Below are 18416 nucleotides of genomic sequence, written 5' to 3'. Positions count from 1 at the left end.
CGCTACGGCGGGCGCGGCCCGGTCGATCCCCGCACGACCAGGTCGGCCGCCAGCACCCGCTTGCGCGGCGGCACCGCGGGGTCGTCGAGCAGCTCGATCAGCATGCTCATGGCTTCGCGCCCCAACGCATTCTTCGGCTGCGCGACGGTCGTCAGCGGCGGCGAGGTATAGCGCGCAAAGCGGATGTCGTCGAAGCCGATCACCGAAACGTCGTCCGGCACGCGCAACCCGTGCGAACTCAGCGCACGCATCGCGCCGATCGCCATCTCGTCGTTGGAGCAGAACACCGCGCTGAACGACCGCCCCTGCGCCAGAAACAGCTCGACGGCGCGCTCGCCCGCCTCGATCGAGAAATCGCCGGCGGCGACCAGCGCGGGATGCGCTGCAAGCTTCGCCCGCTGCAGCGCCAGCCGGTAGCCCTGCTCGCGATCCACGCTGATCGGGCTCGACGGCGGCCCGGCGACGAAGGCGATCTCGCGGTGGCCGAGCATGACCAGATAGTCGACCGCGGCGCCGGCCGCGGCGACGTTGTCGATGTAGACGCTGGAGACCTGCGCGTCCCTGACGTACTCGCACGCGTTGACCACCGGCAGGCGGCCCTGCAGCGGGATCGCCGGCACGCGCGGGGACATCGTGATGATGCCGTCGGCGCGGCGCGCCGCGACCATGTCGGCGTAGGCCTGCTCGCGCACCAGGCTGCCCTGGGTCTCGCCCAGCAGCACCGAGTAGCCGTTCTCGTGTGCCACCTGCTCGATGCCGCGGATCACCTCGGAGAAGAACGGATTGGCGATGTCTGGCAGCAGGGCGACGATCAGCCGCGTGCGCGCCGTGCGCAGGTTGCGCGCCAGCGCGTTGGGCGTATAGCCCATGCGCTTGACCACCTCGTGGATGCGCAGGCGCGTCGCCTCGCTGACGATCTCGGGACGCTGCAGGGCGCGCGACACGGTGGCCACCGACACCTTCGCGATGGCGGCGATCTCCTTGACCGTGCTGACGCGGGCCGGCGGCGCGGCCTTCGTGCCCTTGCCGCCCTGCCGTCCCTTGGATGCCTTCGCGCTCAATCGTCCTGCTCCCGTCTGCACCGTCGCCGTCGGCGGACGATATCACCCGCCCCACGCTACGAGCGCCCGACGAGGATGTGCTCCAGCCATCGTTTCCGGGCTGTTGTTGCGCTGCAATGTAATGGATTACATGAAAATCGTTGCGTGGGCGCGCGTACATCTGATACATACGATGCGTTCATGTGAGCGGCTCCCCGGCGCACAGGCACCAGCCAGGATCGTGCCGCTCGCGGACGAAGCGCCAGAAAGACTTGTTTCCACGCCGATGTAATCGAATACATCCGTAGTCGAGTACGTCTCCAGCGGCAGCGAGGGGTCATGGCAAGCCAGCCCGTATCGACGGCATCCGTAGTGCAGTCGGCCCGATGAAGAAGCTCGGCATGGCGCTGGTCGGCCCCGGCTTCATCGCCGCGCACCACATCGATGCGGTGCGCCGCCTCGGCGACGTCGACGTGCTCGGCCTCGCCGGCTCCAGCCCCGACTCGGCAAAGAAGCGGGCGCGCGAGCTGGGCGTCGGCCATGCCTACGCCAGCTACCGCGACCTGCTCGCCGACCCGGCCGTGCAGGTGGTCCACAACACCACGCCCAACCACCTGCACAGGGAGATCTCGCTCGCGGCGCTGCGCGCCGGCAAGCACGTGATCTCGGACAAGCCGCTGGCCGCCAACGTGCAGGAAGCCCGCGAGCTGTACGAAGCCGCGCGCGATGCCGGCGTGGCGCACGTGGTCACCTTCAACTACCGCGGCCACCCACTGGTGCAGCAGGCGCGCACGATGATCGCCAAGGGCCGGCTCGGCGCGCCGGTGTTCGTGCACGGTTGCTACCTGCAGGACTGGCTGGCCGACGCGCGCACCTACTCGTGGCGGCTCGATCCGAAGCGCGGCGGTGCCAGCTCCGCGCTCGGCGACATCGGTTCGCACTGGTGCGACCTGGCCGAGCACGTGACCGGCGCGCGCATCACCGCCGTGCTGGCCGACCTGCATACGGCCGTGCCCGTGCGCGAGGCACCGGCGACCTCGACCAAGGCCTTCGCCAGCGCGGCGAGGAACGCGCCGCGGCGCAAGGTAAAGATCACCAGCGAAGACCTGGCCAGCGTGCTGCTGCGTTTCGACAACGGCGCGCGCGGCTGCGTCACCGTCGGCCAGGTGCTGCCCGGGCACAAGAACGACCTGCGCCTGGAAGTGAACGGCCGCCTCGCCTCGCTGGCGTGGCGGCAGGAGCAGCCCAACGAACTGTGGCTCGGCCACCAGGCGCAGGCCAACGTCCTGCTGCCGCGGGACCCGGCCTTGCTCGATCCGTCCGCGCGCGGCTACGCGCACCTGCCGGCCGGCCATCCGGAAGCGTGGGCGGATGCCTTCCGCAACCTGCTGGCCGACGCCTATGCGTGGATCCGCCGCGGCGGCACGCCGGCCACGAAGCCGGCGGCCCTGCCGACCTTCGCCGATGGCTACCGCAACAGCCTGCTGATCGACGCCATGCTCAGGAGTCACGCCGCGGGCGGCGTGTGGCAGGGCGTCGAAGAGCACCGCGAACCACCACGCAAGAGGGGAGCACGGCGATGAAGTGGCGCCTTCGGCTGATGATGCTGTTCGAGTACGCGATCTGGGGCGCGTGGTACGTCACGGTCGGCACCTGGCTCGGCAGGACGCTGCACTTCAGCGGCAGCGAGATCGGCGCGGTCGCCGGCACCACCGCGATCGGCGCGATGATCTCGCCGCTGTTCGTCGGGCTGCTCGCCGACCGGCTGTTCGATACGCGCCGCGTGTTGGCCGCCCTGCACCTGGTCGGCGCCGTGCTGCTCGTGGTCGCCGCACGGCAGGGTTCGTTCCCGCTGCTGTACGCCACGCTGCTGGCCTACAGCCTGTGCTACATGCCGACCCTGGCGCTCACCACCTCGCTGGCGATGCGGCACATCGACGATCCGCGCGAGGAGTTCGGCGCAATTCGCGTGTTCGGCACAATCGGCTGGATCGTAATGGGCCTGATCGTCGGCGCCTGGGGCGTGGAAGCCACCGCCTCGCCGCTGCTGCTGGCCGCGGGGCTCTCGCTCGCGATGGCGCTCTACTGCCTCACCCTGCCGCCGACGCCGCCGCTGGCGCGCAACCGGCGCTTCGAGCTGCGCCACGCGCTGCCGCTCGAATCCCTGCACCTGCTGCGCGACCGTTCGATGGCGGTATTCGCCCTCGCCTCGTTCCTGATCTGCATCCCGCTGCAGTTCTACTACGCCTTCACCAACCTCTTCCTCAACGAGATCGGCGTCGTCAACGCCGCCGGCAAGATGACCGGCGGGCAGATGTCGGAACTGTTCTGCATGCTGCTGATCCCCTGGTTCTTCCGCCGGCTCGGGGTCAAGTACATGCTCGCCGTGGGCATGCTCGCCTGGGTGCTGCGCTATGCCATGTTCGCCTTCGGCATGCCCGGCGAGCTGATGTGGATGCTGTGGCTGGGCATCGTGCTGCACGGCATCTGCTTCGACTTCTTCTTCGTGGTCGGCCAGATCTACATCGACCGTGAAGCACCGCCGGCGCTGCGTGCCGCGACCCAGGGTCTGATCACGTTCCTCACCTACGGCCTGGGCATGTTCGTCGGCTCCTGGCTGTCGGGCGTGGTGGTGGACGCCCATGCTACGGCCGGCGGCCACGACTGGCGCTCGATCTGGACGATCGCTGGCGGCTGCGCCGCGGTCGTGCTGGTGCTGTTCGTGCTGGCGTTCAAGGACCGCAAGGGCAGCGTCGGCGCGACCGTCGCCGTCGCCGACTGATTCACGGGAGGAACGAAACGATGATGACCCGCAGGCAATTCCTGGCCCGATCCACCCTTTGCGGCGCCGCCGCGTGGCTGACCGCCGGCGCGCCCGGAAGGCTGCTGGCCGCCGCCGCGGGCAAGTCGCTCGGCATCCAGCTCTACATGGTGCTGGACGCCTACCGGCACGATCCGGCCGGCACGCTCAAGACGCTCAAGGCGATCGGCTACAGCGAGATCGAGGCGATCGTCACCAGCACCGCCAAGACCTTGCGCGACCAACTGAATTCCGCCGGCCTCGCCTGCCCCAGCCTGCACTTCGACAGCCTCGGCTTCGAGCCGGGCATCGAGGCGGCGCACACGCTCGGCGCGAAGTACATCGTCAGCAGCATGCTGCCCGCGATCATGCAGAAGGAACGAGGCGCCAACGCCCCGGAGCCTAGCTACTCCCTGGACGACGCCAAGCGCACCGCGGAAGTCGCCAACCGGCTCGGCGAGAAGGCCAGGCGGGCGGGCCTGCAGTACGCCTATCACAACCACCATCGCGAGTTCACCGACGTCGGCGGCGGACGGACCTTCTACGACGTGCTGCTGAAGGAAACCGACGCGAAGCTGGTGCAGTTCGAACTCGACTGCGGCTGGGTCCACATGGGCGGCAAGAATCCCGCCGACTATTTCACGGCCCATCCCGGACGCATGCCGCTGATGCACGCGAAGGATTTCCTGCCCGGCGCCGGCGCCGACGGCAAGGACTATCCGGGCGCCGAACTCGGCCGCGGCACGCTGGACTACAAGCCGATCATGGCCGCCGCCGACCGCGCCGGGCTGAAGCACTGTTTCGTCGAGCAGGAGGGTCCCTTCGCGCGCATGGGCCAGCTCGAGGCCGCGCGCGTCGACTATGCCTACCTGCGCCCGCTGCGCTGAGCGGCGCATACCGCCATTGACCGACACCTTGTCCCAAGAGGCCTCATGAACAAGCACACGTACGACGCCATCGTCGTCGGCACCGGCGTCAGCGGCGGCTGGGCGGCGAAGGAACTGACCGAGAAGGGCCTGAAGACGCTGGTGCTGGACCGCGGCCCGATGGTCAAGCACGGCGACTATCCCACTGCCATGAAGGCGCCCTGGGAACTGCCCTACGCCGACGAGCCCACCCTGCACGACATCGAGCGCCATCCGATCCACACGCGCCCGTCGTTCTACGGCATCACGCAATCGACCAAGCACTGGTTCGTCGACGACCTCGACAACCCTTACGAGGAAACCCGCCCGTTCGACTGGTTCCGCGGTTACCACGTCGGCGGCCGCTCGCTGATGTGGGGCCGGCAGAGCTACCGCTTGAGCCCGATGGATCTGGAGGCCAACGGCAAGGAAGGCGTCGGCGTGGACTGGCCGATCCGCTACGACGACATCGCGCCCTGGTACGACTACGTCGAGCACTTCATCGGCGTCAGCGGCTCGGTCGAGCACCTGCCGCAACTGCCCGACGGCGACTTCCTGCCGCCGATGGAGCTGACCTGCGTGGAGAAGGATTTCCGCGACAAGATCGCCGGCCGATTCGGCGGCCGCAAGCTGATCATCGGCCGCACCGCCAACCTCTCCGCGCCGCTCAAGCACGACAAGAGCCCGCAGCGCTCGACCTGCCAGTACCGCAACCTGTGCATGCGCGGCTGCCCGTTCGGCGGCTACTTCAGCAGCAACTCGTCCACCCTACCGGCGGCGGAGAAGACCGGCAACATGACCATGGTGACCAATGCCATCGTCTACGAGCTGATCTACGACAACGACAAGGGCAAGGCGACCGGCGTGCGCGTGCACGACGCCGAGACCGGCCGGCAGACCGACTATTTCGCGCGGGTGATCTTCCTCTGCGCGTCCACCTTCGGCACCACGCAGATCCTGCTCAACTCCACCTCCAGCCGCTTCCCCAACGGCTTCGGCAACGACAGCGGCGAGCTGGGCCACAACATCATGGACCACGTGTTCGGCAGCGGCGCGTCGGCGTCGGTCGACGGTTTCGAGGACCGCTACTACTCCGGCCGCCGTCCCAACGGCTTCTACATCCCGCGCTACCGCAACGTCGGCAGGGACAAGCGCAGCTACCTGCGCGGCTTCGGCTACCAGGGCGGCGCGAGCCGCCGCGACTGGACGCGGCTGGTCGACACGCCGGCGATCGGCGGCGAGCTCAAGCGCGCCGCGGAAGCGCCCGGCCCCTGGCAGATCTCGATGATGGGCTTCGGCGAGATGCTGCCCTCCCATCGCAACAGGGTGACCCTGGATCGCAACCGCAAGGACAAGTACGGCCTGCCGCTGCTCAACTTCGATGCCGCGCACGAGGAGAACGAGCGGGCGATCGAGAAGGCCATCATCGAGGACGCGCTGGAGATGTTCAGCGCCGCCGGCTACCGCGACGTGCACTCGTTCAAGGTCCAGGCGAACGTCGGCGCCGGCATCCACGAGATGGGCACCGCGCGCATGGGCCGCGACCCGAAGACCTCGGTGCTCAACGGCTGGAACCAGATGCACGCCTGCAGGAACGTGTTCGTCACCGACGGCTCGTTCATGGCCTCCTCCGGCTGCCAGAACCCCTCGCTCACCTACATGGCGATGACCGCGCGCGCGGCCGACCATGCGGTGGCCGAACTCAAGCGCGGCAACATCTGAAGGAGCCCGCCATGAACCGTCGCGAATGGTTGAAAAGCATGTCCATGCTGGCCGTCGGCGCCTTCACCGCGCCCTCGCTGCTGGCCGTGCTCGACGCGCACGCCGCTGCGCGCAACGGCGGGCCCGCGCCGCAGTTCTTCGCGCCGCCGCAGATCGACGTGGTGACCGCGGTGGTGGACATCATCGTCCCGCGCACCGATACGCCAGGCGCGGTCGATGCGGGCGTGCCGCGTTTCATCGACCAGATGTTCAAAGACGTCTACACGCCGCAGGACCAGCAGCGCTACCTGCGCGCCCTCGCCGCCTTCGAGAAGGCCGCCATCCTGCCGTTCGCGCAGCTCGATGCCGGCCAGCGCCAGGCGCTGGTGGCCCGGCTGCACGAACAGGCGCTGGCCGGCGGCAAGGACCTCGACCCGGTCTCGGCGCCCGCCTTCGTGCTGATGACCAAGAAGCTGGCGATGCTCGGCTTCTTCATGTCCCAACCCGGCTGCACCCGGGTGTTGCAGTACGACGCCGTGCCCGGCGCCTGGCGTGGCGACATCCCGGTGTCGAAGGCAGGCAATGGCCACGCCTGGGCGGAGGAAACAGTGCTGAGGATCTGACGCATGAGAACGCTCAAAGGCCCCGGCATCTTCCTCGCCCAGTACGCGGGCGATGTCGAACCGTTCAACTCGCTGCCGGCGATCGCCCGCTGGGCGGCGTCGCTCGGTTTCACCGGCGTGCAGATCCCGTCCAACGATGCCCGCCTGTTCGATCTCGAGCAGGCAGCGGCGAGCAGGACGTACTGCGACGACGTCGCCGGCATGCTGGCCGGACACGGACTGGTCGTGACCGAACTGTCCACCCACCTGCAGGGTCAGCTCGTCGCCTCGCATCCGGCCTACGACCGTCTGTTCGACGGCTTCGCGCCGCCGGCGTTGCGCGGCCGGCCGCGGGAGCGCCAGGCCTGGGCCGTCGAGCAACTGAAGCTGGCCGCCCGGGCCAGCCGCAACCTGGGCCTCACCGCGCATGCGACCTTCTCCGGCGCGCTGGCCTGGCACCTGTTCTATCCGTGGCCGCAGCGGCCGGCCGGCCTGGTCGACGAGGCGTTCGCCGAGCTCGGCCGGCGCTGGCGCCCGATCCTCGATGCCTTCGACGAGGCCGGCGTGGACGTCTGCTACGAACTGCACCCCGGCGAGGACCTGCACGACGGCGCCACCTTCGAGCGCTTCCTCGACGCCGTCGGCCAGCATCCTCGCGCGAACGTCCTGTACGACCCCAGCCACATGGTGTTGCAGCAACTGGACTATCTTCAGTTCATCGACTTCTACCACCCGCGCATTCGCGCCTTCCACGTGAAGGACGCCGAGTTCCGCCCCAACGGTCGCGCCGGCGTCTACGGCGGCTACCAGGACTGGATCGACCGCCCCGGCCGCTTCCGCTCGCTGGGCGACGGGCAGATCGATTTCCGCGCGGTCTTCAGCAAGATGGCGCAGTACGGCTATCCGGGCTGGGCGGTGCTGGAATGGGAGTGCTGCATCAAGGACGCCCAGCAGGGCGCGAAGGAAGGCGCGGTGTTCATCCGCGACCACATCATCCAGGTCACCGACCACGCGTTCGACGATTTCGCCGCGAGCGGTGCCGACGCCACGCTCAACCGCCAGATCCTGGGGCTCGCATAGCCATGTCCGAACCTTCCCGAGGCATGACCCGCCGCGACGCGCTCGGCCTGATGGCCACCGCCGCGGCGTTTGGCGCCACTTCGTGGCTGCTGCCTGCCGACACCTCGCTCGCCAGGCCGGCTTCCGGAAAGGTTTCGCCCGGACGCCTCAGGCAATCGCTCAGCCGCTGGACGTCCAAGGCGCCACTGCCCGAGCTGTGCACACGCCTGAAGGCGATCGGCTTCGTCGGCGTCGACCTGCTGTATGCGGACGAATGGGCGGTGGCCATCGACCACGGCATGCAGGTCTCGATGGGCTATCCCTCGCGCCGCGAGAACTTCATCGCGATGGGCTTCAACGACCCGGCCAACCATGCCGTGCTGCTGAAGGAGCTGGAAGCGACCATCCCGCTCGCGCGGCGCGCCGGCGTGACGAACCTGATCACCATGTTCGGCAACCGCAAGGCCGGCATCGACGAGCGCCAGGCCATCGACAACTGCGTCGCAGGGCTGTCGAAGATCGCGCCCTACGCCGCCGAAAACGGCATCACGATCTGCGTCGAGCTGCTCAACAGCAAGGTCGACCACCACGGCTACCAGGGCGACAGCACGGCTTTCGGCACGGCCGTGATGAAGGGCGTCGACTCGCCCCACGTCAAGCTGCTCTACGACATCTACCACATGCAGATCATGGAGGGCGACGTGATCCGCACCATCCGCGAAAACATCGCCTGGATCGGCCATTTCCACACCGGCGGCGTGCCGGGTCGCCACGAGATCGACGGCACGCAGGAGCTCAACTACCACGCCATCGCCAAGGCGATCGCCGACCTCGGCTTCCAGGGCTACCTCGCGCACGAGTTCGTGCCCGCCGGGCCCGATCCGTTCGCCGCCTTCGCCGACGCCTACCGGATCTGCACCGTCTGATCCTCTACCGGACCTGCCCATGAACCCGCGCTTCGCTTTCGCCCTTCTTCCCCTCGCACTCGCGGCCGGCGTCGCCTCGGCACAGGACGCATCGCCGGCCGGCGATCCCAAGGCCACCGAGCAGTGGACGCCGGTGCCGCCGGTGGTAACGCCGGGCCGCAGCGACGCCGCGCCGCCTTCGGATGCCATCGTGCTGTTCGACGGCCGCAACCTCGACCAGTGGGAAGCCTCGAAGGATCACTCGCCCGCACGCTGGAAGGTCCACGACGGCGTGGCGACGGTCGACAAGGCGACGGGCAACATCCAGACCCGGCGGCGCTTCGGGAGCTACCAGTTGCACCTGGAATGGCGCGTGCCCGAGGGCATCACGGGCGACGGCCAGGCGCGCGGCAACAGCGGCGTCTTCCTGGCCTCGACCGGACCGGGCGACGAAGGCTACGAGATCCAGATCCTGGACTCGTACCGGAACACGACCTACGTCAACGGCCAGGCCGCCAGCATCTACAAGCAGGCGCCGCCGCGGGTCAATGCAATGCGTCCGCCGGGGCAATGGCAGAGCTACGACATCGTCTGGACCGCGCCCGTGTTCGGTGCCGACGGCACGCTCAAGTCGCCGGCCTACGTGACGGTGCTGCACAACGGCGTGCTGGTGCAGGACCACGTCCGCCTGGCCGGCGAAACCTTCTACATCGGCCAGCCGAAGTACAAGCCCTACGACCGCGCGCCCATCAAGCTGCAGGCGCACGGCGACCCGTCGCAGCCGATCAGCTTCCGCAACATCTGGGTGCGGCCGCTGGATTGAGCGGCCCTTCGGGCGAAGCGCATCCACCGCACCGCCTGCGACGCGGCACTCAATCGCCGGCTGCGCTGCCGGCCGCCGTTTCCAGCGGCAGCCACAGCCGCGCCAGCGCGCCGCGCGCATCCTCGCGTGCGGTCAGCGCCACGCCGCCGCCATGCGCCTCGGCGATCTGCCGCGCCAGCGCCAGGCCAATGCCCGAGCCGCCCGGCTTGGTGGTGAAGAACGGCACGAACAGGTTGTCGCTGGGCGGCGGCCCCGGGCCGTCGTCCTCGACCTCGACCAGCGCCCGCCCGCCCTGCCGCCGCAGGCGCACGCGCACCTCGCCCGAGGCCGCATCCACCGCGTTCTGCACGAGGTTGATCAGCGCCTGCGCGACCTGGTCGGCATCGGCAGCCACCACCAGCGGCTCGCCCTCTTCCAGCGTGACCCGGCGCTCCGCCGAACGCGCCAGCGGCAGTCGCGCGACCTTCCCGGCCAGCTCGCGCAGGTCCACGGCTGCACGCTGCGGCGGCGGCAGCCGCGCCAGCTTGCCGTAGCCGGTGAGGAAGCGCGCCAGTGCGCCGGCGCGGTTGCCGATCACCTCCAGCCCGCTGCGGAAATCCTCGCGCCAGTCCTCCGGCAGTGGCTCGCGCGCGGCCAGCGTCGCCAGCGTGCCGGCCATCGACTGGATCGGCGCCAGCGAGTTGTTGACCTCGTGCCCGAGCACGCGCAGAAGGCGCTGCCAGGCGGCACGCTCCTCCTCGCGCAGCACGCGGCCGACGTCGTTGACCACCAGCAGCCGGCCGCCGCGGCCGCCGCTGCGCAGCGCCGCGTGGCGTACCTGGAAGCGGCCGCTGCGGCTGGGGAAGGTGTGCATCGTGACCTGGTCGGCCGGACCGTCGAGCAGGCCGGCCAGGCCGAGCTCGGCGGCGCTCAGGCCGAACAGCCGATGGCGCTCGGCGTCGAGCAGACGTTGCCCGGCAGGATTGAGCAGCCGCAGCCGCAGGGCCTCGTCGAATACGAACACGCCGCTGTCGAGCGCCGCCAGCGTCTTGCCCAGCAGATGCGTCGACTCCTCGAAGGCCAGCCGCTCCTTCTGCAGCCGTTCGGCCAGCGCGTTGATGTCGTAGACCACATCGCCGAGCACGCCTCCCTGCACGCCGCGCAGGCTGTAGTCGCCCTCGCGCAGGGCCTCGAGCAGGCCGGCCAGGGTGTACAGCGGAAACACCACGCGGCGGTACTGCCAGCGCGCCAGCGCGGCGGTCAGCGCCGCCGCGGCGGCGAACAGCACCCAGCGCGCGGCCGCATCCGCCGGCGGCTGCAGCACCAGCGCCAGCACGGCCAGCAGCGCCGGCGCGGCCACCAGCAGCGCGCCGCCGAGCACGCGCCGTTCGAAGCGCGGCATGCGGCCGGCGCGGGCGCGGGGATCAGTCCCCGGCATCGGCGCCGGCCGCGCGCAGGTCGTGTTTCTCCAGCCGCCGGTACAGCGACTGGCGGGTGATGCCCAGCGCATCGGCGGCACGCTGAAGGTTGCCCTCGTGCCGCTCGACCGCGCGCGCGACCAGCCAGGCCTCGGCCTGCTCCAGGGTCATGCCGTCAAAGTCCTGCGCCGCCTGCGCCGGCGCGCCGAAGTTGAGTACCGCGGCATCGACCTGGTCGCGCTCGGCCAGCAGCGCGGCGCGCTCCATCAGGTGCTGCAGTTCGCGTACGTTGCCCGGCCAGCGCCAGGCGAGCAGCGCGCGCTCGGCCGACGGCGCCAGGTGCAGGCCGTCGCGGCCGTAGCGCCGCGCGTTGCGGGCGAGGAAGGCGTTGGCCAGCGGCAGGATGTCCTCGACGCGCTCGCGCAGCGGCGGCAGGCGCAGCTCCAGCGTGTTGAGGCGGTAGAGCAGGTCCTTGCGGAAGCGACCCGCGGCGACCTCGGCGTCGAGATCGGCATTGGTCGCCGACACCAGCCGCACGTCGACCTTCTGCGTGCGCGAGGAGCCGAGCCGCTCGAACTCGCCGTCCTCCAGCACGCGCAGCAGCTTCGGTTGCTGCGGGGCCGGCACGTTGCCGACCTCGTCCAGGAACAGCGTGCCGCCGTCGGCCAGTTCGAAGCGGCCGATGCGCTCGCCCTTGGCGTCGGTATAGGCACCGCGCACGTGGCCGAACATCTCCGACTCGAACACGCTCTCGGCGATGCCGCCCATGTTGACCTTCACCAGCGAGCGCCCGGCGCGCGCCGAATGCTCGTGCAACAGTTGCGCGATCACGCCCTTGCCGGTGCCGTTCTCGCCCAGCACCAGCACGTTGGCGTCGCTGGGCGCGATGCGCGCGACCATCTCCAGTACGCGGCGCATCGCGGCCGATTCGGCGACCACGTCGGTGGAACCGCGCAGCAGCGCGTTCTCCGCCTCCAGCCGGCGCTGCCGCCGCGCGCCCTCGCCGAGCGCGATCTGCGCACGCAGCACGCGCAGCAGCCGTGCGTTGTCCCAGGGCTTCTCGATGAAGTCGGCGGCGCCGCGGCGCATCGCCTCCACCGCCAGCGGCACGTTGCCCCAGGCGGTCATCACCACCACCGGCAGCTCCGGCGCCTGCTCGCGCAAGCGCGCCAGAAGGTCCAGCCCCTCCTCGCCGGAAGTGGTGTCGCGGGTGTAGTTGAGGTCGATCAGCGCGCAGGCGAACTCGCGCTTGCGCAAGGCCTCCAGCGCCGCGGCCGGGCCCTCGGTGGCGACGCTGGCCAGGCCGTCGGACTTGAGCAGCAGGCGCAGCGCCTCGCGCACGTCGGCCTGGTCGTCGGCCAGCAATACGGTGGGGTCGGGCTTGGTCATGCGATTACCTGGTTGATGGACGCAGCATACCGCCGCGGCCTGGCTCCCTCTCCCTTCCGGAGAGAGGGTTGGGGTGAGGGGCCGGGGCTCACCACGATGGCTCCTGCGAACCCCGGAACAAATAAAGGAAAAGAACTGCGCATCACCGAGACCAGGGCCAGCCGTGCTCCTCACCCCGGCCCTCTCCCCATCCTCCATGAAGGGCGGGAGAGGGAGCGGGCTCTATTCGTATCTCAGCGCCACCGCCGGATCGACGCGCAACGCGCGCAGCACCGGCCACAGCGACGACAGCAGGGCGATGCCCGCCACCAGCGCCACGACCGGCAGCAGCACCGCCGCATCGTGCCCCTGCGTATGCAGGTTCGGATCGGCCAGCAGGTTCGACCACGGCCAGGCCAGCACCAGCCCGATCGCCAGGCCGAGGCCGAGCTGCCACAGCAACTGCCGCCCGACCGTGCGCACCACGTCGCCATGTCCCGCCCCGATCGCGCGCCGGATGCCGATCTCGCGCGTGCGCTGCGCCACCGAAAACGCCAGCACGCCGTACAAGCCCACCGCAGCCAGCAGCAGCGCCACCAGGCCCAGCGCACCGAACACCTCGGTCAGCACGAGCAGCCCGACACGGTCCATCGCCGCGCCATGGGCCTGGCTGTGCAGCGCATAGGCGGCGGCCTGCGCGTCCACGCCGTGCACGACCGTCGCCAGCCGCGGCGCATAGACACCGGCCGCGCCGCGCACGCGCACGGCCAGGCCCACGCTTTCCAACGGCCGCATGTGCGCCGACTGGGCCAACGGCACCAGCAGGCCGGGCAAGGCCCGCTCCAGCGCGCTGTCCAGTTGCAGCGGTTCGGTGACGCCGACCACCGTGAGCGTGGTCGCGTATTCCCGGTCGGGATAGAGCACCAGGTGCCGGCCCAGCGCATCGTGCCCGGGCCACAGCGCCTCGGCGGTCTTGCGATCCACCACCGCCACCCGCTGGCCGCCGGCGACGTCGCGCGCGTCGATGAAGCGCCCTTCGAGCAGGCGCACGCCGAACACGTCCAGGAAATGCGGGTCGACGATACCCATCTGCGCGTCGGGCCAGCCGCCGGCGGGGCGCGGCTGGCCTTCGGCGGCGACGGTTTCGTGGCTGCCCAGCTCCGCGCCCGGCACGGTGTTGGTAGCCGTCGCCGCGAGCACGCCCGCGTCCGTGCGCAGGCGCTCGCTGGCACGCTCGAGGAAGCCGATGCGTGCGGCGCCATCGGGATAGGTCGAACGTGGCAGCGCGACGTGCGCGGTGAGCACCTCGTCGGCATGCTGCGCGCCGGCCAGCGGCTGGGTGAGCAGATGGTCCAACGCGCGCACGAACATGCCGGCGCCGACCAGCAGCACCACGGTCAGTGCGATCTCGGCCACCACCAGCGCGCGCGCCACCCGTGCGAAACTGCCGCCCGAGCCCTTGCCGCCGTCGTGCAGCGCGTCCTTCAGGTCGGTGCGGCCGGCGCGCCAGGCGGGAATGACGCCGGCCAGCGCGGTACTGGCCAATGCCACGACCACGGCAAAGGCCAGCACGCCGCCGTCGATGCCGAAGCGCAGGAAGGCCGCCGGCGCCTTGTCGCTGTCGGCGAAGGTCGCCAGCAGCCAGTGGTTACCGTAGTGGGTGATCGGCAGCGCGATCGCCAGCGCCGCGGTGCATAGCAGCAGGCTCTCGGCCAGGGCGCCGGCCATCAGCCGCGCGCGGCCGCAGCCCAGCGCGCTGCGCACGGCCATCTCGCGGCGGCGGTTGAGCGTCTGCACCAGTTGCAGGTTGGCCACGTTCACGCAGGCCAGCAGCAGCACCAGCACGCCGGCGCCGAACATCAGCCAGACCCAGTGGCGGGTGTCCTCCTGTACGAAGCTGGTGGAGAACGGCTTGATCACCAGTTGCTGCTGCTCGCGCCACTGCGGCAGCTCGCGGCGCAGGCGCGCGTCCAGCGCGGACAGTTCCTGCCGTGCCGCCGCGAGCGTGGTGCCTGCCTTCAGCCGCGCGACCATGTAGAACTCCATGCCGTGCGCCGGATCAGGCCGCAGCGGCAGCCACAATTGGGGATCGCCGCCGATGAAACCGAAACGGGCCGGCATCACGCCGACGACGGTGGCCCAGTCGCCATCGATGCGCACGGCGCGGCCGACGATATGCGGGTCGGCGCCGAAGCCGTGCCGCCACAGATGCTCGCCCAGCAACACCACTGGTGGTGCGCCCGGCCGATCGTCGGAGGGCAGCAGGTCGCGGCCGAGCAGCGGCCGGGCGCCGAGCAGCTCCAGCATCGAGGCGGTCAACCGTACGCCGTCCACGCGCGTGGCGCCGGCGCCGCTGTCGAGCGAGACGCCGACGCCGAGGTAGCCACCGCTGACCTCCACGCCGTGCAATGACCCAGCGAGCCGCAGGTACTGGTCGGTGTCGATGTCGCCGATGCCGATACCGGTATCGCCGACTCCGCCGTTGCCGCGGTCGAGCTCGCCGACCGCCATCACCCGGTCGGCATGCGGCAGCGGCAAGGGCGTCAGCATCAGTGTGTTGATCAGGCTGAACAGGAACACCACCACGCCCAGGCCCACGCCGAGCACGGTGACCGAAAGCGCGGCATAGCCGGGTCGCCGGGCCAGCCGGCGCCAGGCAGCGTGCAGTTCTCGCAGCAGCATCATCCTCACTCCCCGCGCAGGGCGCGCATCGGTGGTACGCGGCCGGCCCGCCATGCCGGCAGCAGGCAGGCGAGCAGGCCGGCGGCGAACAGCACGACGCACACGCCCAGCATGGCCCACGGATCGACGGCGCCGCCGCGTCCGAGCATTCCCAGCAGCAGCATGGAAAGCGCGTGCGCCAGCCCCAGCGCCGCGACCACGCCGACCGCCAGCCCCAGCGCGATCTGCCTGAGCCCACCGCGCAGCACCAGCCGCACCAGCCTGGCCGGCTGCGCTCCCATCGCCAGCCGCACGCCGAACTCGCGCTCGCGCGCGGCGACCGCCACTGCCATCACCGCGTACAGGCCGGCCGCCGCGAGCAACAGCGCCAGCAACGCGAACAGGCCGATCAGCAGCAGTCCCAGGCGGGCGCCCTGCGTGGTCTGGCGCACGATGCTGTCCATGCTGCGCACGTTGGCGATCGGCTGGTCCGGCGCCATCTCGGCGACGGCCTGCCGTATGCCTGCACCCCAGTCGGCCGGGTTGCCGTTCCCGCGCAACGCGAAGCGCAACGGCTCCAGGCTGTGGAACACCGCCAGGATCGGCTCGGGCATCTGCTCCAGCGGCAGGTACAGCACCGGCTGCCTGGGCTGCAGCGGACCGAACTGGTAGGTCTCGTCCACCACGCCGACGATGCGCGCGGGCCAGTGGTCGTCGCCGTTGCCTTCGATGCGGATGGTCTTACCCAGCGCATGCCCGCCGTAGTACGTGTCCGCCAGGTCCCTGCTGACGATCGCGACCCGCTCGCCGCCGTGCACGTCGTTGCGGGTGAAATCGCGTCCCGCATGGAGCGCGATCGAAAACAGCCCGAAGAAGCCCGGCCCGACGCCATGCAGTTGCACCTGCATCTGCTTGCCGTCCGGCGTGCTCGCGGCATTCTTGAACTGCCCGAAGCTGGCATCGCTCGCCGGCAGGTTGGTCGCCACCGCGGCATCCGTCACGCCGGGGATCCGGTGTAGCCGTTCGACCAGCCGCTCGGACAAGGCGTGCATCGACGCGTCGTCCGGGTGCTCGCCCTTCACCGGCGCCAGCTCGAAGGTGAGGATCCGGTCGCTGGCGAAGCCCAGCGGCGTCTGCGAGGCATCGTGCAGCGCGCGCACGAACACGCCGGCGGCGCACAGCAGGATCGTGGCCAGCGCCACCTGCGCCATCACCAGCACGCGGCCGAGCCGACCACTGCGGACACCGATGCCGGAGCGTCCGCCCTCGCGCAGCTCGCCCACCGTGACCGTGCCGCGGCTGCGCCAAAGCGCGAGCACCGCGGCGACCAACGCCCCGAGCAGGCCCATCGCGAACGCAACGGCCCATGCCCCGATGCCCGGGCGCACCAGATCGCCGTGCACCCACTCGGCCGGGATCAGTGACTGCAGCACTGCCAGCGCCGCCGCCCCGAGCACCATGCCCATCAGTGCACCACCGATGCCCACCAGCAGCCCCTCGCCGAGCGCCGGCGTCATCAGGCGCAACACCGGCGCGCCCAGCGCGCTGCGTACGGCGCCGTCGTGGCTGCGCGCCAGTGCGCGCAGCAGCATCAGGTTGGTCAGGTTCACCAGCGCGATCAGCAGCACCAGTGCGGCGCAGGCGACGAACAGCAGCAGCACCGGCCGTGCGCCGCGGTGCTGCAACTCGGTCAGGCGGCCGGCGCCGAACCACGGCTGCTTCCAGTCGCCGCCCATCGCCATGTCGCGGTACATCGCACGCTCGCGTGCGTCGACCTGCGCGGCCACTGCCGCCACGGGGACGCCGTCGGCCAGGCGCGCGATCGCCAGTTGGGCGTTGCGGTTGTAGTCGCGGCTGACCGCCGGCAGGGCCATCGGCAACATGATGCCGCCGCCCCCGGCGAACAGGTCGAAGCGGTTGGCCACCTCGAAGCTTGCCGGCAGCACGCCGACGATGGTGGTGGGCGTGCCCTCGACCTGCAGGCTGCGGCCGATCACCGCCGCATCGCCGCCATAGCGCCGCAGCCAGAGGCCATGGCTGAGCAGGACCGCCTTCGGCCCGCCCGGCCGGTCTTCCTGCACGCTGAAGTTGCGGCCCAGCATCGGCCGCAGGCCCAGCGTCGGCAGCAGGTTCCGGTCCGCGCGGGTCACCGGCACCTGTTCGGGCGGGCCGCCGCCGGCGATGTTCGCCACCATGCCCACCTGCTCCAGCGACAGCGACGCCACGCCCTTGAGCGCGTCCAGTTGCTGGAACTCGTGCGGCGAGATGCCGCCCACCCGGCCCTCCCACAGCTTGCCCAGCACCACCAGCCGGTCCGGCTGCGGTACCGGCAATGGCCGCATGAGCGTGCCGGCGATCAGTGCGAACACCGCCACGCTGGCACCGACGCCCAGCGCCAGCACGCTGCTGGCCAGCAGCACGAAGCCAGGCCGGCGCAAGCTCGCGCGCCAGCTGCGCCAGATCTCGGCGAGCCACACGTTCATGCGTTGCGCCCGGCGCGGCGGCCGGCTCCGTCATCGGCAGTCGGCATGTTCATTCCCCCCGCAAGGCAAGCATCGGCGGCACGCGGCCGGCACGCACGGCCGGCACCAGGCTGGCGATCGCACCGATGGCCAGCAGCACCACGCAGACGCCGGTGAACACCGGCAGGTCGAGCACGCGGCGGTCCATGCCGAGCATGAGCATCAGCATGCGCAGCACCCGGCCCAGGCCCAGCGCCAGGGCGACGCCCAGGCCCAGGCCGATGGCGACCTGCACCACGCCGCCGCGCAGCACCAGCCAGGCCAGCCTCGCCGGCGCCGCGCCCAGGGCCTGGCGCACGCCGAACTCGTGCGTGCGCGCAGCCACCGCCACCGCCATCACGGCGTACAGGCCGGCAGCGGCGAGCAGCAGCGCCAGGGCCGCGAACAGGCCGGTCAGCCATAGCTGCATGCGCGTGTCGCTGGTGGTCGAATGGATCACCTGCGACATCAGCCGCACGTTGTCCATCGGCTGGCCCGGCGCGACCTCGGCCACGGCCTGCTGCAGGGCTTGCCGGTAGCTGCCCGGATCGCCCTGCACGGCCAGCGCGTAACGCATCGGCTCGAAGCTGCGGAACGCACGCAGTGCGTCCTCGCTCACCTGCGCCAGCGGGCGATAGAGGATCGGCTGCCGCG

The 18416-nt window shown here is 70.6% G+C and carries 14 protein-coding genes; 8 read left to right on the top strand and 6 right to left on the bottom strand.

Annotated elements, in window-relative coordinates:
* Positions 1-2: 2 nt before the first annotated feature.
* A complete protein-coding gene (locus tag AAIL17_RS05660) occupies positions 3-1061 on the bottom strand; it encodes a LacI family DNA-binding transcriptional regulator (RefSeq protein WP_424681849.1) in 1059 nt (352 codons plus the stop codon).
* Between the two features lie 365 nt (positions 1062-1426).
* Here AAIL17_RS05660 and AAIL17_RS05655 point away from each other — a divergent pair, with 365 nt between their 5' ends.
* From AAIL17_RS05655 to AAIL17_RS05620, 8 genes are read left to right on the top strand one after another with little or no spacing between them, the layout of a single operon-like run.
* Positions 1427-2623: a Gfo/Idh/MocA family protein gene (locus tag AAIL17_RS05655; protein ID WP_424681848.1), complete on the top strand. Its 1197-nt coding sequence runs from the start codon at positions 1427-1429 to the stop codon at positions 2621-2623.
* Entirely contained in the window at positions 2620-3822 is a 1203-nt protein-coding gene (locus tag AAIL17_RS05650; RefSeq protein WP_424681847.1) for a nucleoside permease, read from the top strand. The genes AAIL17_RS05655 and AAIL17_RS05650 overlap by 4 nt, the downstream gene beginning before the upstream one ends.
* A gap of 23 nt (positions 3823-3845) precedes the next feature.
* Entirely contained in the window at positions 3846-4727 is an 882-nt protein-coding gene (locus tag AAIL17_RS05645) for a sugar phosphate isomerase/epimerase family protein (RefSeq protein WP_424681846.1), read from the top strand.
* A gap of 45 nt (positions 4728-4772) precedes the next feature.
* On the top strand, positions 4773-6467 hold the full coding sequence (locus AAIL17_RS05640) for a GMC oxidoreductase (RefSeq protein WP_424681845.1): 1695 nt from the start codon (positions 4773-4775) through the stop codon (positions 6465-6467).
* Between the two features lie 11 nt (positions 6468-6478).
* Positions 6479-7069 carry a gluconate 2-dehydrogenase subunit 3 family protein gene (locus AAIL17_RS05635; protein ID WP_424681844.1) on the top strand — a complete coding sequence of 197 codons (591 nt, stop codon included), beginning with the start codon at positions 6479-6481 and terminating at the stop codon, positions 7067-7069.
* 3 nt (positions 7070-7072) lie between these two features.
* Positions 7073-8128 carry a sugar phosphate isomerase/epimerase family protein gene (locus AAIL17_RS05630; RefSeq protein WP_424681843.1) on the top strand — a complete coding sequence of 352 codons (1056 nt, stop codon included), beginning with the start codon at positions 7073-7075 and terminating at the stop codon, positions 8126-8128.
* A 2-nt stretch (positions 8129-8130) separates the two neighbouring features.
* Positions 8131-9033, top strand: coding sequence for a hydroxypyruvate isomerase family protein (locus AAIL17_RS05625; RefSeq protein WP_424681842.1), 903 nt, complete (start codon positions 8131-8133; stop codon positions 9031-9033).
* A 19-nt stretch (positions 9034-9052) separates the two neighbouring features.
* Positions 9053-9835 carry a 3-keto-disaccharide hydrolase gene (locus AAIL17_RS05620; protein WP_424681841.1) on the top strand — a complete coding sequence of 261 codons (783 nt, stop codon included), beginning with the start codon at positions 9053-9055 and terminating at the stop codon, positions 9833-9835.
* Positions 9836-9884: 49 nt separating this feature from the next.
* Here AAIL17_RS05620 and AAIL17_RS05615 read toward each other — a convergent pair whose 3' ends face one another.
* The 5 genes from AAIL17_RS05615 to AAIL17_RS05595 form a co-directional block, all read right to left on the bottom strand.
* Positions 9885-11216, bottom strand: a complete 1332-nt coding sequence (locus tag AAIL17_RS05615; protein WP_424681840.1) for a sensor histidine kinase — start codon at positions 11214-11216, stop codon at positions 9885-9887.
* Between the two features lie 22 nt (positions 11217-11238).
* Positions 11239-12621 carry a sigma-54-dependent transcriptional regulator gene (locus tag AAIL17_RS05610; protein ID WP_424681839.1) on the bottom strand — a complete coding sequence of 461 codons (1383 nt, stop codon included), beginning with the start codon at positions 12619-12621 and terminating at the stop codon, positions 11239-11241.
* 222 nt (positions 12622-12843) lie between these two features.
* Positions 12844-15285 (bottom strand): ADOP family duplicated permease, encoded by a 2442-nt coding sequence (locus AAIL17_RS05605; RefSeq protein ID WP_424681838.1) that lies wholly within the window; start codon positions 15283-15285, stop codon positions 12844-12846.
* Between the two features lie 2 nt (positions 15286-15287).
* Positions 15288-17744: an ADOP family duplicated permease gene (locus tag AAIL17_RS05600; RefSeq protein WP_424681837.1), complete on the bottom strand. Its 2457-nt coding sequence runs from the start codon at positions 17742-17744 to the stop codon at positions 15288-15290.
* Positions 17745-17793: 49 nt separating this feature from the next.
* Positions 17794-18416, bottom strand: a 623-nt coding sequence (locus AAIL17_RS05595) for an FtsX-like permease family protein (protein WP_424681836.1), incomplete at its 5' end; no start/stop codon positions are given.

It is taken from the genome of Frateuria sp. YIM B11624 (genome assembly GCF_049727805.1).
Lineage (GTDB): Bacteria > Pseudomonadota > Gammaproteobacteria > Xanthomonadales > Rhodanobacteraceae > Frateuria_A.
The sequence above is the reverse complement of the archived record's forward strand: the minus strand, read 5'-3'. Positions and strand labels throughout refer to the sequence as shown.